Below are 20,522 nucleotides of genomic sequence, written 5' to 3'. Positions count from 1 at the left end.
CTCGTACTGGACGTACTTGAGCGACTCCGACAACGCCGCGAGCGCGCGTGCCAGGCGTCGCGGGCCAGGCGGGACTTTGAAGACACCCCCTAGGGGGTGTCTTCAACTGTCACGCCCACATCAGGGGCGACCGCCTGGCGTTCTACGCTCTTCAGGCCGCGCACAGCCGGGATCGCCAGCAGCAGTGCGCATGCGACGAGGGCCATGGACGCGGACACGTACAGCAGCGGCACGGTCCCCGCGACGAGCGCGAGCGGCCCGGCCGCCGCCTGCCCGACCGGCTTCATCACCAGCGAGCCGGCCGCGTCGTACGCGTGTACCCGGCCGAGGACATCCTGCGGGATGTGGGTCTGCACGCTCGTGTGGAACATGACGATCCAGAACGCCATGCCCACGCCGCTCACCCCGTAGCATCCGGCGATGAGCGGCGCGGGAAGGTCGAGCGCGACACCCAACGGCATGAACGCCCAAAGGATCATGGAGAGGGCGCCGGCCCGGAGAGGACGCCGCGGGCGGAGCCTGATCGCGACGAGCCCGCCCAGCACACTTCCCACTCCGAGTGACGACATGACCAGGCCGAACACCGATGCTCCGTGGTCGGTGACGAGCGTGCTGTTGCCCAGGGTCATAGCGGGGCCGGCTCCGGCCAGTTGCCAGAGCATGAAGACGACGATGACGCTCCACAACCAGGTCCTGGCCCGGAACTCGCGCCATCCCTCTACGAGATCGGCCCGGAACGAGGATGCGCCGGCCCGCTCGGCCGGGCCCATCGGGACCGAGCGAAGCCGGAGCAGACAGGCGCCACTGGCCGCATAGGTCAAAGCGTCGAGAGCGACCACCGCCGCAGGCGAGGAGACCGCCAGCAGCAGACCGGCCAGAGACGGTCCGATGATGACGGCGACGGACTCCGAGATACGGAGAGTGGCGTTGGCCTTCTGTACGTCCTGGGCTATGAGCGGGGTGATGCTGGCGACTCCCGGCTGGAAGATCGCGCTGCCCGCCCCGATCAGGGCCAGCAGCAACAGGATCTGCCACAACTGCGGCGTACCGAGCAGGAACAGCAGCGCGAGCACTCCCTGAGAGCACAGCCGGGCTGTGTCCGAAACGACCATCAGCCGCCGAGCACCGAAGCGGTCGGACATCACCCCGCCAAAGATGATCAGCGCTGCGAACGGCGCCACGAGCGCGGCAAGCGCATAGCCCACCCCACTCGCCCCGTACCCCGCCCGGATTACGGCGGCCGTGATCGCGACGGGGAGCATCGTGTCGCCCAGCAAAGAGGTCGTGCGGGCGGTGAAGAACAGCCGGAAATCCGCTGTCCACAGAGGCGGATCAGACGAGGTCTCCTTGACTTGCAGGTCACGGGTCATGTCCGAGCCAGCCACCGCTCACCGCCCCACTATGCCGTTGATTCCGACCAAGGCGACGATCTCACGCCTTGAGTGTCCTCGGTCAACGCCATTTTTTGGTCGGCACGTTCAGCGCGTGCGCGCGCTTGAAGACACCGCCTGGTGCAAGGGGTCAAGAACCTGCTTGCCGGCGACAGTCAGGCAGTGCGCCGAGAACAGTGCCCGCGCGTACTCCTCGGTCTGGAGCGACCCGGGAATGAGCAGGGGCCCGTAGCACATCCGGCTGATCGCCTCCGCCTCGATTCGAGCGAGTAGCCAACCGCCTCCGCGAGGGCCTCTTGCGTCAGGCCCACCATCCAACGCGGGCCGTGACCTCCCGGTCCCGGCCCGCGGGCCGTACAAGCCGCACCCGTACGGGTCAGAAGTCGTCGTCGAAGCCGACCGTTCCCTCCACCGCCACCTGGTACGCCGACGGGCGGCGTTCGAAGAAGTTCGTCAGTTCCTGGACGCCTTGCAACTCCATGAACGAGAACGGGTTCTCGGAGCCGTACACCGGCGCGAAGCCCAGGCGTTGGAGGCGCTGGTCCGCGACGCACTGGAGGTATTCGCGCATCGACTCCGTGTTCATGCCCGGCAGGCCGTCCCCGCACAGGTCGCGGCCGAACTGGAGCTCCGCCTCGACCGCCTCCTTCAGCATGTCGGTGACCTGCCGCTGGAGCGCGTCGTCGAAGAGGTCCGGCTCCTCCTTGCGGACGGTGTCCACGACCTCGAAGGCGAAGTTCATGTGCATCGTCTCGTCGCGGAACACCCAGTTGGTGCCGGTGGCCAGCCCGTGCAGGAGGCCCCGGGAGCGGAACCAGTAGACGTACGCGAACGCACCGTAGAAGAACAGGCCCTCGATACAGGCCGCGAAGCAGATCAGGTTCAGCAGGAAGCGGCGCCGGTCCGCCGCCGACTCCAGGCGGTCGATCTTCTCGACCGAGTCCATCCACTTGAAGCAGAACTGGGCCTTCTCGCGGATCGACGGGATCTCCTCGACCGCGTCGAACGCCGCCGCGCGGTCCGCCGGATCGGGCAGGTAGGTGTCGAGCAGCGTCAGATAGAACTGGACGTGCACGGCCTCCTCGAAGAGCTGGCGGGAGAGGTAGAGCCGTGCCTCGGGGGAGTTGATGTGCTTGTAGAGCGTCAGCACCAGATTGTTCGAGACGATCGAGTCGCCCGTCGCGAAGAACGCGACCAGCCGGCCGATCATGTGCTGTTCGCCGGGGGAGAGTTTCGCGAGGTCGGCGACGTCGGAGTGGAGGTCGACCTCCTCCACCGTCCAGGTGTTCTTGATCGCGTCGCGGTAGCGCTCGTAGAAGTCCGGATAGCGCATGGGGCGCAGCGTCAGTTCGAAGCCCGGGTCGAGCAGGTTCTTCTCAAGAGGGGTGGAGCTCATTACTGGCAGGCCTCGCAGGACTCGGGATTTTCCAGGGAACAGGCGATCGCCTCGGGGGCCGGCGTCGGCGCTGGAGCCGACCGCGCCGCGCGGGCGATCCGGGTCGCCGGGCGCGAGCGCAGGTAGTACGTGGTCTTCAGACCCTTCTTCCAGGCGTACGCGTACATCGAGCTGAGCTTCCCGATGGTCGGCGTCTGAAGGAACAGGTTCAGCGACTGGCTCTGGTCGAGGAACGGCGTGCGCGCCGCCGCCATGTCGATCAGGCCGCGCTGCGGGATCTCCCACGCCGTGCGGTACAGCTCGCGCACCTCGGCCGGGATCCAACTGAAGCCCGCCACCGAGCCGTTGGACTCGCGCAGCGCCTCGCGGGACTGCGCGTCCCATACGCCGAGGCGCTTCAGCTCCGCCACCAGATAGGCGTTGACCTGGAGGAACTCACCCGACAGCGTCTCGCGCTTGAAGAGGTTGGAGACCTGCGGCTCGATGCACTCGTAGACGCCCGCGATGGAGGCGATCGTCGCGGTGGGAGCGATGGCGAGCAGCAGGGAGTTGCGCATGCCGCTCTTCGCGACGCGCGCCCTGAGCGCGTCCCAGCGCTCCGGCCAGTTGAGCGACACGTCGTAGTGGTCGGGGTGCAGTACGCCGCGCGCCGCGCGGGTCCGCTCCCAGGCCGGCAGCGGGCCCTCGCGCTCGGCGAGGTCGCAGGACGCCTCGTACGCGGCGAGCATGATCCGCTCGGCGATCCGCGTGGAGAGCGCGGCGGCCTCGGGGGAGTCGAAGGGCAGCCGCTTCTTGAAGAAGACGTCCTGGAGGCCCATCACACCCAGGCCCACGGGGCGCCACTTGGCGTTGGAGCGGCCGGCCTGTTCGGTCGGGTAGAAGTTGATGTCCACGACCCGGTCGAGGAAGGTCACGGCGGTGCGGACGCTGTCGTCCAGCCGCTCCCAGTCCAGTTCGCCTCCCGGCTCGCTTCCCGGCTCGCCCGAATCGGTCACGAACGCGCCGACGTTGACCGAGCCTAGGTTGCAGACGGCCGTCTCACCGTCGTCCGTGACCTCCAGGATCTCGGTGCAGAGGTTCGAGGAGTGCACCACGGTGCCGGGCTCGGCGGTCTGGTTCGCCGTACGGTTCGAGGCGTCCTTGAAGGTCATCCAGCCGTTGCCGGTCTGCGCGAGGGTGCGCATCATGCGGCCGTACAGCTCGCGCGCCGGGATCGTTCTGCGGGCCTTGCCCGCCGCCTCTGCCGCCCGGTACGCGGCGTCGAAGTCGTCGCCCCACAGATCGACCAGCTCGGGCACGTCGGAGGGCGAGAAGAGCGACCAGACGCCGTCCGCGTCGACCCGGCGCATGAACTCGTCGGGGATCCAGTGCGCCAGGTTCAGATTGTGCGTACGGCGGGCGTCCTCGCCGGTGTTGTCGCGCAGCTCCAGGAACTCCTCGATGTCCGCGTGCCACGTCTCCAGATAGACGCAGGCCGCGCCCTTGCGCCGGCCGCCCTGGTTGACGGCTGCGACCGAGGAGTCCAGCGTCCGCAGGAACGGCACGATGCCGTTGGAGTGCCCGTTCGTGCCGCGGATCAGCGAACCGCGGGCGCGGATACGGGAGTACGAGAGGCCGATGCCGCCCGCGTGCTTCGAGAGGCGGGCCACCTGGTGGTAACGGTCGTAGATCGAGTCCAGCTCGTCCAGTGGGGAGTCCAGCAGATAGCAGGACGACATCTGGGGGTGGCGGGTGCCGGAGTTGAAGAGGGTGGGGGAGGAGGGCAGATAGTCGAGCCGGCTCATCAGGCCGTACAGCGCGGCCACTTCGTCCACGGCGGCCGGGGAGTCGTCCTTGGCGAGCCCGGAGGCGACGCGCAGCATGAAGTACTGCGGCGTCTCGATGACATCGCGGGTGATCGGGTGCCGGAGCAGATAGCGGCTGAAGAGCGTGCGCAGGCCGAAGTAGCCGAACCGGTCGTCGGCGGCGGGGTCGATCAGCGCGTCGAGGCGGGCGGCGTGGCGGGTGACGAACGCGGCCGTACGGTCGGCGATCAGGCCCTCCGCGTGGCCCACGGCGACCGAGGAGGAGAACGAGACGGCGCCCTGCCCCGCTGCCTCGTCCGCGATGGTGCGGGTGAGGAGGCGGGCGGCGAGGCGGGAGTACGCGGGGTCCTCGGAGATCAGCCCGGCCGCGGCCTCGGTGGCGAGTGCGCGCAACTCGGCGTCGTCCGAGGCGGCGTTGCGGCCACGGAGCGCGGCGGCGGCGACCTTGCCGGGGTCGGTGTCGGCCAGATCGGCGGTGAGGTCCGTGAGGACCCGCAGAAGGCCCGCCCCGGGGCCGTCGGCCGGCCCGGTGGTGTCTCGTTCCCGCTTCTCCCCGATCGCTGAAACCGGATCGGCTGGCGCGATGGTCACGTGGTGCTCTCCCTCGCTCGGCTCCGGGCCAGGGGGAGGGCATGACGGCGCACGCCCGCGTACGCCGGCCCGGAACCGGGCGGCGAGCGGTGCGGCGTCCGCCGGCCCAGCCTCGGAGCCCGGACGTCTCGGCACCCGGACCGGTCGATCCGGGTGCGCCGTCGGCAGGTGCTCGGACTCACGGGCACGACAAAGCGCACCACAGCACACCGTTGCGGGACAGTTCCGGATTCACACCGGATTCTCCTGCGGCGACAGCAGACTTGAGCATACATCTGGGGTTGGTTGGGAGCGCCACCCCCCACATGTTGTGTCGGGGATGACTCGGCTCAGATCTCCAGGCTGTACGTGAGCAGTGCAAGTTCCGGATACGGCGCCCAGTCCCGCTCCGGCGTCCGTACGAAGCCCAGCCGCTCGTAGATCCGGTGGGCGGACAGCATCCTCTTCTGGGTGGAGAGCCGCACCCGTACGCGTCCGGTGGCCCGCGCGCGGTCCACACACGCCCGCACGAGCGCCCCACCGACCCCGCGCCCCCGGCCGCCGGGCGCGACGGCCAGCATGCGGAACTCGGCCTCCCCGTCCACCGCGAGTTCGGCCCAGACCGACCCGGCACCGACGTAGGCGACCCCACCGAGCAGAGCCCCCTCACCGTCGACGGCCACGAACACCTCGCACCCGACGGCACGCGCCGCGACGTCGCGCAGGGTTTCCAGATAGGGATCGTCGGCCCCGAAGTCCAGCAGCCCGTCGTCCAGATAGGCGCGGGCGGTTATCTCCCCGAGCCCCTCGTACTCCGAGGGCTCGGCCGCTCTGATCGTGAAGTCGCTCTCCGACCGTGTCGTCTGATCCATGACAGCAGTGTGCAACACGGCACGGCCGGCCCCAGGCACAGGCCACCCCGGACAGCGAAGGGCCCGCCGCTCCCCGTGCGGGAACGGCGGGCCCTTCACCCTCTCAGCAGCAGCGGAAGCCCTCCCTCGGGTCCGCCTCCCTCGCGTCTGTCCGTTCGCGTTCGAAGGCGCGGCGGGTCAGTGGTTGTGCCGTCGGGTCGCAGGCGCGGGTGTGGGCCACGTAGTGGTCGTATGCCGACTCGCCCGTCAACTCCCGTACGTACCAACGGATCCGGCCCACCGCGTGGCGCACCTTCGACGTCGGCGTCACGACGGACCCGCCCCGCTGGAGCTGGGCGCCTTCGGATCCGGCGCGCCCGCGCCCGCGCCCGCACCCGCACCCGCCGCCGCGGCGGCCAGTTCCGCCTTCTCCTCCTTCGTGGGGATCAGCCCCGCCGGTGCCACGATCTCCGACTTCACGTACGGCGTCTCCGACAGCTTCACGCTCTCCGGGTGGCGGATCGCCTGGTAGCAGACCCGCCCCGCGTCGGCGATGACCACGATGATCAGGATCGCGAACAGCGCCGAAAGCACCCCGTCCACCGTTGAGTTGGTGACGACCGTGTGCATGTCGTCCATCGTCTTCGCCGGCGGGATCACCTCGCCGCTGTCGATGCCCGCCTGGTAGACGTCGCGCTGGGTGAAGAAACCGACCTTCGGGTCGTCCGAGAAGATCTTCTGCCAGCTCGCGGTGAGCGTGACCGCCGCGTCCCAGGCCAGCGGAACCGCCGTCACCCAGGCCCATTTGAGCCGCCCGGACTTCACCAGCAGCGTCGTGCACACGGCGAGCGCCACCGCCGCCAGGAGCTGGTTCGCGATGCCGAACAGCGGGAAGAGCTGGTTGATGCCGCCCAGCGGGTCGTGCACGCCGACCCACAGGAAGTAGCCCCACGCGCCCACGACCACGGCGCTGGCGAACCAGACACCGGGCTTCCAGCTCACCTGGCGCATCGGCTTGTAGACGTTGCCGAGCATGTCCTGGAGCATGAAGCGCCCGACGCGCGTCCCCGCGTCCACCGTCGTCAGGATGAACAGCGCCTCGAACATGATGGCGAAGTGGTACCAGAACGCCTTCAGCCCCGCGCCGCCGATGACGGACGAGAAGATGTCCGACATCCCGAGCGCGAAGGTCGGCGCGCCGCCCGTGCGCGACAGCAGGCTCGACTCCTCGACGTCCTTGGCCGCCTGGGCGAGCTGGTCGGGCGAGATCGTGAAGCCGAGGTTGGCGACCGCCTGGGAGGCGGATTCGACCGTGCCGCCGATGACACCGGCAGGGGAGTTGACCGCGAAGTACAGACCCGGGTCGATGATGCACGCCGTGATCATCGCCATGATGGCGACGAACGACTCGGTGAGCATCGCCCCGTATCCGATCATCCGGATCTGGGTCTCCTTCTGCACCATCTTCGGCGTGGTGCCCGAGGAGATCAGTGAGTGGAAACCGGACAGCGCGCCGCACGCGATCGTGATGAAGACGAACGGGAACATCGAACCGGCGAAGACCGGACCGTCACCACGGCTCGCGAACTCCGTGACCGCGTCCATCTTCATCGTCGGAAGCGCGACGACGACACCGATGGCCAGCAGCGCGATCGTGCCGACCTTCATGAAGGTCGACAGATAGTCGCGCGGCGCCAGCAGCATCCAGACCGGCAGTACGGACGCGAGGAAGCCGTACACGATCATCCAGATGACCAGCGTGCCGGCCTCCAGCGTGAAGGTGTCCGCCAGCGAGGACTCGGCGACCCAGCCGCCGGCCACGATCGCGAGCAGCAGCAGCGCCACCCCGATGAGTGAGACCTCGCTGACCCTGCCCGGCCGCAGCACCCGCAGATACACGCCCATGAAGAGCGCGATCGGGATGGTCATCGCGATGGAGAAGACACCCCACGGCGAGTCGGCCAGCGCGTTGACGATGACCAGCGCCAGCACCGCCAGCAGGATGATCATGATCAGGAAGACCGCGATCAGCGCGGCGGCGCCGCCGAACGGGCCGATCTCGTCACGGGCGATCTGACCGAGCGAACGCCCGTCGCGGCGCGTGGAGAAGAAGAGCGTGACCATGTCCTGGACCGCGCCCGCGAAGATGACGCCCGCGACGATCCAGATGGTGCCCGGCAGATAGCCCATCTGCGCGGCCAGCACCGGCCCCACGAGCGGCCCCGCGCCCGCGACGGCCGCGAAGTGGTGGCCGAAGAGCACACGCCGGTCGGTGGGGTGGAAGTCGACACCGTTGTCGAGCCGTTCGGCGGGCGTGGCCCGCGTCTTGTCGACCTTCAGCACCCGCCGCGCGATGAATCTTGAGTAGAAGCGGTAGGCGATCGCGTACGAACCGAGTGCCGCCGCCAGCATCCAGGCGGCGGAGATCTCCTCTCCGCGCGACAGCGCGAGGACACCCCAGCCGACCGCGCCCACCAGGGCGACGAGCGCCCAGATCGCGATCGATCTCGGCGTCAGACGCCCGGACGAGTTCGTCGAACCCGATGAGTTCTGCGCGGAACTTGCTGGTGCCGGCTCTGGCATGGCGAGTCGTCCCCTCACTGGTCACCTGCTGAAACTCGCAGGAAATCTAAGGGACCTTCTCGGCACGCGTCACCCCCCGGCCGCGTTTCGGTAGGACAACGTTGTACGTGCCCCACGCGCGCGCCGGTTACTCAACGCCCAACCTGGCGTGGGCTGTTGCCGGACTCAGTCGGTGGGCCGCCGCAGCCGCGCCACGAACTTGTACCGGTCGCCCCGGTACACCGAGCGCACCCACTCCACCGGCTCCCCCGCGGTGTCGATCGAGTGCCGCGAGAGCATCAGCATCGGCAGGCCCACGTCCGTACCGAGCAGCCCCGCCTCGCGCGGTGTCGCCAGCGACGTCTCGATCGTCTCCTCGGCCTCCGCCAGATGGACTCCGTACACCTCAGCCAACGCCGTGTAGAGCGACGTGTACTTGACGAGCGAGCGCCGTAGCGCGGGGAAACGTTTGGCCGAAAGGTGTGTGGTCTCGATGGCCATCGGCTCGCCGCTCGCCAGCCGCAGGCGCTCGATGCGCAGCACGCGTCCGCCGGCGGTGATGTCGAGCAGTCCCGCGAGCGTGTCGTCGGCGGTGACGTAACCGATGTCGAGCAGCTGGGAGGTCGGCTCCAGGCCCTGCGCGCGCATGTCCTCGGTGTACGAGGTGAGCTGGAGAGCCTGCGACACCTTGGGCTTGGCCACGAACGTGCCCTTGCCCTGGATCCGCTCCAGCCGCCCCTCGACGACCAGCTCCTGGAGCGCCTGGCGCACCGTGGTGCGCGAGGTGTCGAACTCGGCGGCCAGGGTGCGCTCGGGCGGTACGGGCGTGCCCGGGGGAAGCGTTTCGGTCATATCGAGCAAGTGCCGCTTCAGCCGGTAGTACTTGGGTACGCGTGCGGTACGGGTGGCTGCCCCGTTCTCGCTCTCGGTGCCGCCCCCTTCCGTGGCCATGGTCTGCCTTCCCGAGTCCTGCGCTGCTGCCGTCACCGGCTCCTCCGTCTGTCGCGGCTCACATGGTGGCACGGTCCGGTCGCGGGTCGTCTCCCCGATCCAGGTGTCGGTCCGATAACGGACACGACAGCCCTCTTATACACCCTTGACACCCCTAAAGGTCTAGGCCAAGCTCCCCGTACTGGTCTAAACCATTAAAGACCAGGTCCCAGCCCCGGTGGTACTCGTCGTAAGTCTTCGCGGTGGGGAGGGGGTTGCAGGAATCCCTGAGGAGGGTGGCGTGAAGCGCAAGCTCATCGCGGCGATCGGCGTCGCGGGCATGATGTTCTCGGTCGCGGCGTGTGGATCCGACGACAGTGACTCGGCGAAGGACCCGAAGGACCGCAAGGACACAGTCACCGTCTGGCTGATGGTGGACGCGCAGAGCACCTGGCCGGAACTGGTCAAGGACGTCAACGCGCAGTTCAAGGAGAAGTACCCGAACGTCAAGGTCGACGTCCAGTACCAGCAGTGGGCGGACAAGGCCAAGAAGCTCGACACCGCGCTCGGTGGTGACAAGTTCCCGGACGTGGTCGAGCTCGGCAACACCGAGACGATGCAGTACATCCTCAACGGCGCCGTGGCCGAGGTGGATCCCAAGAAGTATGACAACTCGGACACTTGGATCCAGGGCCTCAAGGACACCTGCACCTTCGAGGGCAAGCAGTACTGCGTGCCGTACTACGCCGGTGCGCGCGTGGCCATCTACAACACGGACATGCTCAAGAAGGGCGCCGGCCTCGACACGCTGCCGGAGACCGAGGACGAGATGCTCGCGGCCATGGACAAGGTCGCGAAGGAGAACGGCAAGAAGGACAAGCGCTCCTCCAGCCTCTACCTCCCGGGCCGTTACTGGTACGCCGCCATGTCCTACGTCGCCGCGTACGACGGCAAGATCGCCGAGTACGACGAGGGCGCGAAGGAGTGGAAGGGCACGCTCTCCTCGCCCGAGGCGCAGAAGGGCATCCAGCACTTCATCGACCTGGTCAAGAAGTACAACAAGGCCGACCTGACGAAGGACGAGCAGGACCACGCCAATGTGATGGCCAACGAGAAGGCGGCCCTCATCTACGGCAACGGCTGGGAGTCCGGCTCCGTCATCGACGGCGAGAACAACGGCAACCCGAAGCTTGAGGGCAAGATCCTCACCGCGGGAATGCCCGGCCCGAACGGCAAGGCGCTGCCCTCCTTCATCGGCGGCTCCGACCTCGCCATCACCAGCAAGTCCAAGGTCCAGGACCTGGCCGAGGACTGGGTCTCGATGTTCACCAGCGAGAAGTCCATGAACGTCCTCGCCGGCAAGAACATCCTCCCGAACAACGAGAAGCAGCTGGAGCCGCTGAAGGCGAAGCCGGAGACGGCGCCGATCGCCAACGCCGTGCCCGACGCGTGGTTCACCCCGATCGCGCCCGGCTGGACCTCCATCGAGAAGGAGGAGGTCCTGGAGAACATGCTCCTGTCGATCCTCAAGGGTGACTCCGTGGCCGACGCCACGAAGACGGCCGACTCGAAGATCAACGAACTGATCAACGAAGAGTCCTGACCCCCAGGGTCCTGACCTCAGGACCTGGGGCCTCCGGCGCCCCCGCCCCCGGAGGCCCCGTCGGCTCAACGGCGGGCGGGCGGGGGTCCGGTCACCACCGGGCTCCCGCTCCCCGCCCTTTCGGGCGCGGAATCGGTGCAGAGAATGAAACGGAAGGTCAGTCACGTGACTGCTGCCGACACGCAGGAGGCCGCCGGACCGCCGGCGCCCCCGGTACCGCGTGACCCGAAAGGGACAGCCGGCCGGCCGGGCCCGGCGAAGGAGACGGCCGGGGCACCCGGGAAGAGACGCCGCAAGAAGGGCGAACTCCTTCCCTTCCTGCTGATCCTCCCGGCGATCGTCGCCATCGCCGCCGTCTACGCCTTCCCGCTCGCCAAGACCGTGATCATGTCCTTCCAGGACATGGGCCGGCGCGAGCTGTGGACCGGCGAATCACCGCCCTGGGTCGGCTTCGAGCAGTTCACCAACATCCTCGGTGACTCCGAATTCTGGTCCGTCACCGGCCGTACCGTCCTCTTCATGGTCGTCTGCGTCGGCCTCACCATGGCGCTCGGCCTGCTGGTCGCCATGATGATGACGCGGCTCTCCACCTGGGTGCGCCTGACGCTGACCGCGGCGCTGATCGCCGCCTGGTCGATGCCCCTGATGGTCGCCGCCTCGATCTTCCGCTGGCTGTCGGACTCCGACTACGGCCTGCTGAACACCCTGATAGCCAAGGTCGCCGGCGACGACTTCCTCGGCCACAACTGGTTCCTCGACCCCTGGCAGGGCTTCGGGATCATCACGCTGCTGGTGGTCTGGGGCGCCGTCCCGTTCGTCGTGATCACGCTGTACGCGGCCCTCACCCAGGTCCCCCGTGAGCTGGAGGAGGCGGCGGCCCTCGACGGCGCCAACGTCCGCGGCGTGTTCCGCTTCGTGACCTGGCCCGTCATCCGCCCGGTCTTCGTCATGGTCACCACGCTCTCGGTCATCTGGGACTTCAACGTATTCGGCCAGATCTGGCTGTTGCGCGGCAACAAGCCCGAACCTGAGTACGAGACCCTCGGCCTCTACTCCTTCTCCAAGGCCTTCGAGTCCACCTCCTTCAGCCAGGGCACCGCGATCGCCCTGATCACCGTCCTTCTGCTCTCCGGCGTGGCCGTGTTCTACCTGCGTCAGCTGATGAAGACAGGAGAGGTCGAATGAGCACCTCAACCTCCACCGCTCCCGCGCCCGTCCCGGCCACGCCCCCGGTCGCCAAGCAGAAGCTGCGTCCGGACCGCAAGAAGACCCGCGGCGTCTACGACGTACTGGGCCTCCTCTTCGCCGTCGTCATGGCGTTCCCGGTGTACTGGCTGGTCATCAGCTCGCTGCGGCCCAACCACGAGATCCGGTCCTACGACCAGACGCTGTGGCCGTCGTCGATCACCTTCGACAACTTCGCCCGCGCGGTCGACCAGCCGAACTTCGCCACCGCCGTCCAGTCCAGCCTGATCGTCTCGGTCACGGCGGTCGTCGGCGGCATGATCATCGCGACCCTGGCGGCCCTCGCCATCGGCCGGTTCCGGTTCTTCGGCCGCCGTGCGCTGCTGATGGTGCTGATCCTCGTCCAGATGCTGCCGCCGACGGCGATGCTGATTCCGATCTACGCCCAGCTCAACGCGATCGGGGGCCTGGACGAGTACTGGGGCCTGATCATCGTCTACCTGGTGTCGACCCTGCCGTTCGCGATCATCATGATCCGCGGCTTCGTCGTGAACATCCCGGTGGAGCTGGAGGAGTCGGCCATGGTCGACGGCTGTACGCGGATGGGCGCCTTCCGGCGGGTGATCTTCCCGCTGCTTGCCCCGGGCCTCGCGGCGGCGTCGATCTTCGCGCTGGTCAACGCGTGGAACGAGTACCTCTTCGCGTACATCCTGATCAACGACAACTCCAAGTACACGCTCAATGTGTGGCTCATGACGTTCACCACCGAACGCGGCACCGACTACGGGGCGCTGATGGCGTCCTCGACTCTGATCGCGCTGCCTGTGGTCGTGTTCTTCATGATCATTCAGAAGAAGATGGCGACCGGTCTGACATCCGGCGCGGTAAAGGGATAGCGCCGGATGACCACTCTCACGCACAGCTCGGACACGCTGACCCGCGACGCCCTCGCGGTCCTCCAGCCCGGCTTCCGCGGCACGACGGCCCCGGACTGGGTGCTGCGGCGCATCGGCGAAGGTCTCGCGTCCGTCGGCCTGTTCGGCCGCAACGTCAGCTCACCGGACCAAGTGGCCGCGCTCACCGCCCAGTTGAGGGCCGAGCGGGACGACATCCTCGTCGCCATCGACGAGGAGAGCGGCGACGTCACCCGTCTCGAAGTACGGGACGGGTCGTCCTTCCCCGGCAACTACGCGCTCGGCTCCGTCGACGACGTCGACCTCACCCGGGCGGTCGCGCACGAGCTGGGCGGCAGGCTCGCCGCGTGCGGCGTCAACTTCAACTGGGCGCCGTGCGCCGACGTCAACTCCGACGTCAACAACCCGGTCATCGGCGTCCGCTCCTTCGGAGCGGATCCCGCGCTCGTCTCCCGTCACACGGCCGCCTATGTGGATGGACTCCAGTCCGCCGGGGTCGCGGCCTGCACCAAGCACTTCCCCGGACACGGCGACACGGCGGTCGACTCGCACCACGCGATGCCGCGCATCGATGTCGACTCCGACACACTGCACGCCCGTGAGCTGGCACCTTTCCGGTCGGCGATCGCCGCGGGTTCCAAATCGGTGATGAGCGCGCATATCCTGCTCTCCGCCCTCGACCCGGACCGCCCCGCGACTCTCAGCCCGCGGATCCTCACCGGGCTCCTCCGTGAGGAGCTGGGCTTCGACGGGCTGATCGTCACCGACGGCATCGACATGCGGGCCATCGTGTCGGCGTACGGCATGGAGCGCGGCTCCGTCCTCGCGATCGCCGCGGGCGTCGACGCGATCTGTGTCGGCGGCGGCCCGTCCGACGAGGGGACCGTCCTGCGGCTGCGCGACGCGTTGGTCGCCGCGGTGCGGGAAGGCGAACTGCCCGAGGAGCGACTGGCCGACGCGGCGGCGCGGGTACGCGCCCTCGCCGACTGGACGCTCCGGGTGAGGGGGGCTTCGGGGCCGGGCGCGGCAGCACAGGAGGGGACCGCGCCCGGCATCGGCGGTACCGCCGTGGCCGGGGGAGCCGGCATCGGCCTGGTCGCCGCGCGCCGTGCCGTACGGGTGACGGGGACGATCGAACCTCTCAAGGAGGCGCCGTACGTCGCCTCCTTCGCGCCCGCCAGGAACATCGCCGTCGGTGACGAGACCCCCTGGGGTGTCGCGGCCGAACTGGCGGCGCTGCTGCCGGGCACCGAGTCCGGTACGTACGACAGCGGGAGCGGCGCGGCCGAGGTGCTGGCCGCGGCCGGGGAGCGCGGGATCGTCGCCGTCGTACGCGACGTGCACCGGCACTCCTGGATGGCGGACATCCTGGACGGCATCCTCGCGGCCCGCCCCGGCACGGCCGTCGTGGAGATGGGCGTCAACCATGCCGAGCCCATCGGAAGCCCGCACATCGCCACGTACGGCGCCGCGCGTGTCTGCGGCCGGGCGGCGGCGGAAACCCTGACGGGCCGCGCCTGAGCGCGCGCCCACACGCACGACGGAGGCCGGGGACCTTGGGGGGTCCCCGGCCTCCGTCGTACGTATGCGGCGTGGTGACTAGATGCCCTGCCAGTCCGGCTTGGCGGCGTAGGTGTCGCGGAAGTAGTCCGCGAGCTTCAGCTTGGACGCGGCGGCCTCGTCGACCACGACCGTGGCGTGGGGGTGCAGTTGCAGCGCGGACGCCGGTACGACGGCGGCCACCGGCCCCTCCACGGTCTGCGCCACCGCCTCGGCCTTGCCCTCGCCCGTGGCCAGCAGCACGAGGTGCCGGGCCTCCAGGATCGTGCCGATGCCCTGGGTGATGACGTGGTGCGGGACCTCGTCCGGGCTGTCGAAGAACCGGGCGTTGTCCTGCCGGGTCTGCCGGGTGAGCGTCTTGATGCGGGTGCGCGAGGCGAGCGACGAGCACGGCTCGTTGAAGCCGATGTGCCCGTCGGTCCCTATGCCCAGCAGCTGGAGGTCCACCCCGCCGGCCTCGGCGAGCGCTCGGTCGTACGCCTCGCACGCCGCCTGTACGTCATCGGCGGCGCCGTCAGGACCCATGAAGGCGCTCTCGTCGAGCCCGAGCGGCTCGACGACCTCGCGCAGGACCACGGAGCGGTACGACTCCGGGTGCCCGGCCGGCAGGCCGACGTACTCGTCCAGCTGCGCGATACGGGCGCCCGACGCGTCCACATCGCCGGCCCGGACCTTGGCCGTCAGCGCCTGGTAGATCGGCAGGGGAGTCGACCCTGTGGCCACCCCGAGCAGCGCGTCGCGCTTACGGCGCAGCAGACCCGCGATGGTCTCCGCGATGAGTTCGCCGCCCGCGTCGGCGTCCTGGACGATGACAACTTCCACGCTGCTCCTGCCGATCTGGTGAAGGGTCCTCCGACAAATGTGGTATAGACCAATCTAGCAGAGGGTGCGACGTCGGCGGGGCCCGTTCCGCCGGCGGGAGAACGGGTTCCCGTGGTCGACTTGTCCGGGCCCTCCGGGCGCCGTCCCCCGGTCATCTTCAGCCATCTGGAGGCACCCGGCATGTCCGCGACGAATTCCTCCGCAGCGGCCGCGCGGCTCGCGCGGACCGAACCGCCGGGCCGGATGATGGCCACCGAGATCGCCGAACAGCCGGCGATCCTGCGCCGCCTCCTTGAGGAGGGCGCGCCGCGCATCCGTACCGCGGCCGCCGAGACCGCCGCCCGCGGACCCCGTTCAGTCCGGGGGCTCGCCCGACCTGGTGGACTCCACCCGGGCCGCGCGTGCGGCGGGGGCGACCACCCTCTCCGTCACCAACAACCCCGACTCGTCCCTGGCCGCCGTCTCCGAGTTCCACATCGACATCCTGGCCGGCCCGGAGAAGGCCCTCCCGGCGACGAAGACGTACACGGCCTCCCTCCTCTCGCTCCTCCTCTTCGTCGAGGTCTGGACGGCGGTGACGGGTCCGCCGCGAACGTCGTGCCCGACCTCGCGGAGCGGATCCTGGACCGCGCGGACGAGGTCCGCACCCTCGCCTCCCGCTACCGCTTCGCGGAACGGATGGTCATCACCTCGCGCGGCTACGGCCACCCGACGGCCAAGGAGGCGGCGCTCCAGCCGGTCCTGGAACGGCTGCGCGGGCGGGGCGCCGACCTGTGCGTCGTCGGGCCGGTGTCCGAGGTCGCCGAGACCCGCTGAGCGCTGACCCGTAGGCCCCCGGAAACACCCACGGGCCGCGGCGCCAGGACGGGACCCTCAGCCCGTCCGGCACCGCAGCCCGGAGTTGCAACGGCCACGAAGGCCGTGAGAGAGGTATCGACGCAGTCAGGGCAGAGAGCGCCGGTTACCCCGTTTCCGTCCTCCTGTGCGGGGAGGGCGGAAGCTTTACCCAAGCATTGTGGACTAGACCATTCCCGTCTGTCCATCGATCGGGGCAGACATTTTCCAGCCCTTCCATGACCACGCCGAACGGGCCGTCCCGGTTCACCCCACGGGTACGCTCGCACCTGTGCCCTCCATGAACGACCTCGTACGCCAGCACACCGCCCTGACCGAGTCCGATCTCGAATGGCTCCATCTGCTGGTCTCGGAGTGGCAACTGCTCTCCGACCTGTCCTTCGCCGACCTGGTCCTCTGGGTCCCCACCCGCGACGGCGCCCGTTACGTCTCCGTGGCCCAGATGCGCCCCAACACGGGCCCCACGTCCTACCAGGACGACATGGTCGGCCACCTCGTCCCCCGGGGCCGCAGACCGCTCCTGGACGCCGCGCTGGACGAGGGCCGGATCGTGCGGGAGGGGGACCCGGAGTGGCGCGAGGAGGTCCCGGTGCGGGTCGAGTCCATCCCCGTACGCCGTGAGGGCCGCGTCCTCGGCGTCATCGCCCGCAACACCAACCTCCTCACGGTCCGCACCCCGAGCCGGCTGGAGCTCACCTATCTCCAGTCGGCCTCCGACCTCGCGCAGATGATCGCCGCCGGATCGTTTCCCTTCCCCGGCCAGCAGGTCGACATGGACGCCTCGCCCCGTGTCGGAGACGGCCTGATCCGCCTCGACGCCGACGGCCTCGTCCAGTACGCGAGCCCCAACGCCCTCTCCGCGTATCACCGGCTGGGACTCGCGTCCGACCTGGTGGGACACCACCTCGGACAGACCACCGACGAACTGGCCCCGGTGCGCGGCCCGGTGGACGAGGCCCTGGTCAAACTGGCCAGCGGCTACGCCCCGCGCGAGACCGAGGTGGAGAGCACGGGCGGCGTCATCCAGCTCCGCGCCATCCCGCTCAAGCCGAAGGGCGTCCGGATCGGCTCGCTGATCCTGTGCCGGGACGTCACCGAACTGCGGCGGCGTGAGCGCGAGTTGATAACGAAGGACGCCACGATCCGGGAGATCCACCACCGGGTGAAGAACAACCTCCAGACGGTCGCGGCGCTGCTCAGGCTCCAGGCCCGCCGGATGGACTCGGAACAGGGCCGCGAGGCCCTCAACGAGGCGGTGCGGAGGGTCGGTTCCATCGCCATCGTCCATGAGACGCTGTCCCAGAATCTGGACGAACGGGTCGAGTTCGACGAGATCGCGGACCGGGTGCTCTCGATGGTCTCGGAGATCTCACCCGGCAAGACGGTCCGCCGGACGGGCAGGTTCGGCATCCTGGACGCCGAAGTGGCCACGCCGCTCTCGATGGTCCTCACCGAGATCCTGCAGAACGCGCTGGAGCACGCGTTCGCGACGGGAGAGCAGGGCACGGTCGAGGTGCTCGCCGTGCGCGGCGGCGGAAGCGGCCCCAAACGCCCCGGCGACGGCGGCCGTTCGGACGCCCGGCTGCTCATCACCGTCCAGGACGACGGCCGCGGACTGCCCGAGGGCTTCGACCCCCGGCGGGCCGGCAATCTGGGTCTGCAGATCGTACGGACGCTGGTGGAGGGCGAGTTGGGCGGTGGATTCGACATGCTGCCCGGCCAGGAGCGGGGCACGCGCGTGATCCTCGACATCCCGGTGGAGCCGCACAAGTGACCGACGCCTGAACGTCTTTCACAGCAACGAGCCCCGGACCGTGGTGACGGTCCGGGGCTCGGCCTCAAGCTCTATGACGTTTGCGCATCGGGGGGTACTGCGCGCTGCGGCTCGGGGGCGGGGTTATGCGTACACGCTGTACGCGCCGCCTAGCTCAAGGTCGGTGCGGGGGCTCAGGCGGTCGCGTTACGCGCCCGGTTGCGAGCGGCACGGCGCTTCATCGCGCGGCGCTCGTCCTCGCTGAGGCCACCCCAGACACCCGAGTCCTGACCGGACTCGAGCGCCCACTGCAGGCACTGCTCCATGACGGGGCAGCGACGGCAGACGGCCTTGGCTTCCTCGATCTGCAGCAGCGCAGGACCGGTGTTGCCGATGGGGAAGAAGAGCTCGGGGTCTTCCTCGCGGCAAACGGCGTTGTGACGCCAGTCCATGGCTGCTACCTCTCTGGGTGTTACGTGCGGATTGCTTGTGAATGTGAACGCTTTCACGAATCCCCCCGCAAGGGAAGGGCTGACTCCCAGATGAACTGGTGTCGTCCTGGTTTGAGGAGGGGGTTCCGGAGCTCAGCGGAGGCCGGTGTTGCGGGCCGTCCCGAGCGCCATGTAGAGATTCGCAAACCTCGGCGGCGGATACAACCCCTTCCGGAAAGTTTTTTTTGATTCCTCGGTGTCGACTCGGTCACAGCCGTACTTCCATGGGGTGGAGGCTGGCCTAAACGTTCGAGTGAAAGGACTTTCCCTACTTCCACTCACACAATCACACGCAGTGCACGGCGTACGCCTGTGAACGTCACGCTCGTTCGCAGTCCCAGGTGGTCGCCATCCATCTGGAAGGGCAGGGGGACCTTCGATTGCAAGGTGAAGTCGGTCAGGTCGTGAAGTGAGACCGCGTGCTTGCCGTGCGGCCCCCGTTCGGGGGTCGAATTGAGCAACTGCGTCGCATAACGCGCCACCGCCGGAGTCGACAACTTGCTCAGTCCGAGCACGTCCAGAGCGGTGTCGAACGAGGCGGCCGGAGACGCGTACAGCGGACGATTGCCCAGGTAGGACCAGGGGGCGGTGTTGCAGACTATCGACAGGACGAGATCATCGACCGGCTTCTCACCGGGCCGTTCGAGAGTGATCATGCCGCGCCCGCGATGGGGTTCGTCGAGGAACTGCCGTACCACTTGGCGGACATAGAGCGCGTGCGTCGAACGCTTACCGCGCTCCCGCTGTTGTTCGACCCGGCCGACCACTCCCGCGTCGAATCCGAATCCCGCGCAGAAAGTGAACCAGCGCGAAGGAACTGATTCGTCGTCGGTTCCGGGAGTCCCGGCCGCCAGTCCCAGGCCGACAGTGCGTTCGCTGTCGTTACTCAGCGCGTCCAGAATGGCGCCGGTGGCCTCCACGGCGTCATTGGGCAGCCCCAGCGCGCGGGCGAAGACATTCGTCGAACCGCCGGGCACGACCGCGAGCCGCGGCAGTTGGTCGGGGTCGGGGCCGCCGTGCAGAAGGCCGTTGACGACCTCGTTGACCGTGCCGTCGCCGCCCAGGGCCACGACCAGCTCGATGTCGTCGGAGTCGGCCGCGCGCCGCCCGAGATCGCGGGCGTGCCCCCGGTACTCGGTCGTCACGGCCTCCAGCTTCATCTCGCTGGCGAGCGCGTGGATGAGTACGTCGCGTGTGCGGGCACTGGTGGTGGTTGCTGCCGGATTGACCACAAGGAGTGCGCGCATACCGAGGAGATTACCGGCCACGGACCCCTGCCCCCTCCCCGGGCGGTCCGCGCCCCGCCCGGGGGCACGCCGCCCGCCGGGCACCGGCCGCTACGCTGCTGGGGTGAGCAGCTCAGACCAGAACACCGCAGACCCGAGCCCGCGACCCGGCCGGCTGACCGCCGCCGCCGTCTGCGCGGGGCTCGAAGCCCTCGCGCTCGTCGCCGGCGGCGGGTACCTGCTCGTGATGGGTCTGCTCGGGCGGCCCGACAGCCCCCGGCAGGCCGAGATGGGCGGTCTCACCCTCATCGCCCTCGGCCTCATCCCGCTGCTCGCCGCCCGCGGACTGCTGCTGCGGCGCGCCTGGAGCCGCGGCCCCGCCGTCGCCACCCAGATCATGGCGCTGCCGGTCGCCTGGACGCTGCTGACCTCCGACGGTGCGCTGATTCCCGCGGGGATCGCGCTCGCGGTGACCGCCGTGTCCGCGCTGGTCCTGCTCGTCAGCCCGACGACCACGGAAGCGCTCGGCATCAGCGGCCCGGACCGGGCGTAGGCCCCGTCCGGGCGATCCTGGCCGGACGCGGCGATCGCCGGACGCTACTGAGCGG

17 protein-coding genes, 1 pseudogene and 1 riboswitch are annotated in these 20,522 nt (G+C 68.9%); of the genes and pseudogenes, 7 read left to right on the top strand and 11 right to left on the bottom strand.

Annotation, left to right across the window (positions count from 1 at the left end; translation table 11 throughout):
- Positions 1 to 89 precede the first annotated feature (89 nt).
- From ACFWV8_RS05065 to ACFWV8_RS05030, 8 genes are all read right to left on the bottom strand, one after another.
- Positions 90 to 1,370 carry an MFS transporter gene (locus ACFWV8_RS05065; protein WP_384198063.1) on the bottom strand — a complete coding sequence of 427 codons (1,281 nt, stop codon included), beginning with the start codon at positions 1,368 to 1,370 and terminating at the stop codon, positions 90 to 92.
- Positions 1,371 to 1,478: 108 nt separating this feature from the next.
- Positions 1,479 to 1,709 (bottom strand): Scr1 family TA system antitoxin-like transcriptional regulator, encoded by a 231-nt coding sequence (locus ACFWV8_RS05060; protein ID WP_384198061.1) that lies wholly within the window; start codon positions 1,707 to 1,709, stop codon positions 1,479 to 1,481.
- A 58-nt stretch (positions 1,710 to 1,767) separates the two neighbouring features.
- The gene (locus ACFWV8_RS05055; protein WP_329381813.1) at positions 1,768 to 2,787 is read right to left on the bottom strand and encodes a ribonucleotide-diphosphate reductase subunit beta; all 1,020 of its coding nucleotides are present in this window, start codon (positions 2,785 to 2,787) and stop codon (positions 1,768 to 1,770) included.
- Entirely contained in the window at positions 2,787 to 5,183 is a 2,397-nt protein-coding gene (locus tag ACFWV8_RS05050; protein ID WP_384198059.1) for a ribonucleoside-diphosphate reductase subunit alpha, read from the bottom strand. Before ACFWV8_RS05050 ends, ACFWV8_RS05055 begins: the two co-directional genes overlap by 1 nt.
- 145 nt (positions 5,184 to 5,328) lie before the next feature.
- Positions 5,329 to 5,461, bottom strand: a riboswitch (cobalamin riboswitch).
- A gap of 51 nt (positions 5,462 to 5,512) precedes the next feature.
- Entirely contained in the window at positions 5,513 to 6,034 is a 522-nt protein-coding gene (locus ACFWV8_RS05045; protein ID WP_384198058.1) for a GNAT family N-acetyltransferase, read from the bottom strand.
- Positions 6,035 to 6,137: 103 nt separating this feature from the next.
- On the bottom strand, positions 6,138 to 6,344 hold the full coding sequence (locus ACFWV8_RS05040) for a YbdD/YjiX family protein (RefSeq protein WP_384198056.1): 207 nt from the start codon (positions 6,342 to 6,344) through the stop codon (positions 6,138 to 6,140).
- Positions 6,341 to 8,596: a carbon starvation CstA family protein gene (locus ACFWV8_RS05035; protein ID WP_384198054.1), complete on the bottom strand. Its 2,256-nt coding sequence runs from the start codon at positions 8,594 to 8,596 to the stop codon at positions 6,341 to 6,343. The genes ACFWV8_RS05040 and ACFWV8_RS05035 overlap by 4 nt, the downstream gene beginning before the upstream one ends.
- A 165-nt stretch (positions 8,597 to 8,761) precedes the next feature.
- Positions 8,762 to 9,526 carry a GntR family transcriptional regulator gene (locus tag ACFWV8_RS05030; RefSeq protein ID WP_329392262.1) on the bottom strand — a complete coding sequence of 255 codons (765 nt, stop codon included), beginning with the start codon at positions 9,524 to 9,526 and terminating at the stop codon, positions 8,762 to 8,764.
- 280 nt (positions 9,527 to 9,806) lie between these two features.
- On the opposite strand from ACFWV8_RS05030, the gene ACFWV8_RS05025 reads away from it, so the two are divergent.
- From ACFWV8_RS05025 to ACFWV8_RS05010, 4 genes are all read left to right on the top strand, one after another.
- Positions 9,807 to 11,108, top strand: a complete 1,302-nt coding sequence (locus tag ACFWV8_RS05025; protein ID WP_384198052.1) for a sugar ABC transporter substrate-binding protein — start codon at positions 9,807 to 9,809, stop codon at positions 11,106 to 11,108.
- Between the two features lie 165 nt (positions 11,109 to 11,273).
- Complete coding sequence (locus ACFWV8_RS05020) at positions 11,274 to 12,293, top strand: carbohydrate ABC transporter permease (RefSeq protein ID WP_384198050.1); 1,020 nt, start codon at positions 11,274 to 11,276, stop codon at positions 12,291 to 12,293.
- Complete coding sequence (locus ACFWV8_RS05015; RefSeq protein ID WP_329381791.1) at positions 12,290 to 13,189, top strand: carbohydrate ABC transporter permease; 900 nt, start codon at positions 12,290 to 12,292, stop codon at positions 13,187 to 13,189. Before ACFWV8_RS05020 ends, ACFWV8_RS05015 begins: the two co-directional genes overlap by 4 nt.
- 6 nt (positions 13,190 to 13,195) lie before the next feature.
- Positions 13,196 to 14,728 (top strand): glycoside hydrolase family 3 protein, encoded by a 1,533-nt coding sequence (locus ACFWV8_RS05010; RefSeq protein ID WP_384198048.1) that lies wholly within the window; start codon positions 13,196 to 13,198, stop codon positions 14,726 to 14,728.
- Positions 14,729 to 14,806: 78 nt separating this feature from the next.
- Here the strand turns inward: ACFWV8_RS05010 and nagB are convergent, their stop codons facing one another.
- On the bottom strand, positions 14,807 to 15,589 hold the full coding sequence (gene nagB / locus ACFWV8_RS05005) for a glucosamine-6-phosphate deaminase (protein WP_384198046.1): 783 nt from the start codon (positions 15,587 to 15,589) through the stop codon (positions 14,807 to 14,809).
- A 180-nt stretch (positions 15,590 to 15,769) separates the two neighbouring features.
- Between nagB and ACFWV8_RS05000 the strand changes: the two are divergent.
- Positions 15,770 to 16,390: pseudogene (locus tag ACFWV8_RS05000) on the top strand (SIS domain-containing protein); the annotation flags it as partial.
- A 334-nt stretch (positions 16,391 to 16,724) separates the two neighbouring features.
- Positions 16,725 to 18,218, top strand: coding sequence for a histidine kinase N-terminal domain-containing protein (locus ACFWV8_RS04995; RefSeq protein ID WP_329392261.1), 1,494 nt, complete (start codon positions 16,725 to 16,727; stop codon positions 18,216 to 18,218).
- Between the two features lie 173 nt (positions 18,219 to 18,391).
- On the opposite strand, the gene ACFWV8_RS04990 is transcribed toward ACFWV8_RS04995, so the two are convergent.
- Both ACFWV8_RS04990 and ACFWV8_RS04985 read right to left on the bottom strand, forming a co-directional pair.
- Positions 18,392 to 18,649 carry a WhiB family transcriptional regulator gene (locus tag ACFWV8_RS04990; RefSeq protein ID WP_004937597.1) on the bottom strand — a complete coding sequence of 86 codons (258 nt, stop codon included), beginning with the start codon at positions 18,647 to 18,649 and terminating at the stop codon, positions 18,392 to 18,394.
- A gap of 317 nt (positions 18,650 to 18,966) precedes the next feature.
- The gene (locus tag ACFWV8_RS04985; protein ID WP_329381783.1) at positions 18,967 to 19,935 is read right to left on the bottom strand and encodes a diacylglycerol kinase family protein; all 969 of its coding nucleotides are present in this window, start codon (positions 19,933 to 19,935) and stop codon (positions 18,967 to 18,969) included.
- A 103-nt stretch (positions 19,936 to 20,038) separates the two neighbouring features.
- On the opposite strand from ACFWV8_RS04985, the gene ACFWV8_RS04980 reads away from it, so the two are divergent.
- The gene (locus tag ACFWV8_RS04980) at positions 20,039 to 20,467 is read left to right on the top strand and encodes a hypothetical protein (RefSeq protein WP_384198044.1); all 429 of its coding nucleotides are present in this window, start codon (positions 20,039 to 20,041) and stop codon (positions 20,465 to 20,467) included.
- Positions 20,468 to 20,522 lie beyond the last annotated feature (55 nt).

This window comes from Streptomyces sp. NPDC058665 (assembly GCF_042714995.1).
GTDB lineage: Bacteria > Actinomycetota > Actinomycetes > Streptomycetales > Streptomycetaceae > Streptomyces.
This window is presented reverse-complemented; position numbering and strand designations above follow the sequence as displayed.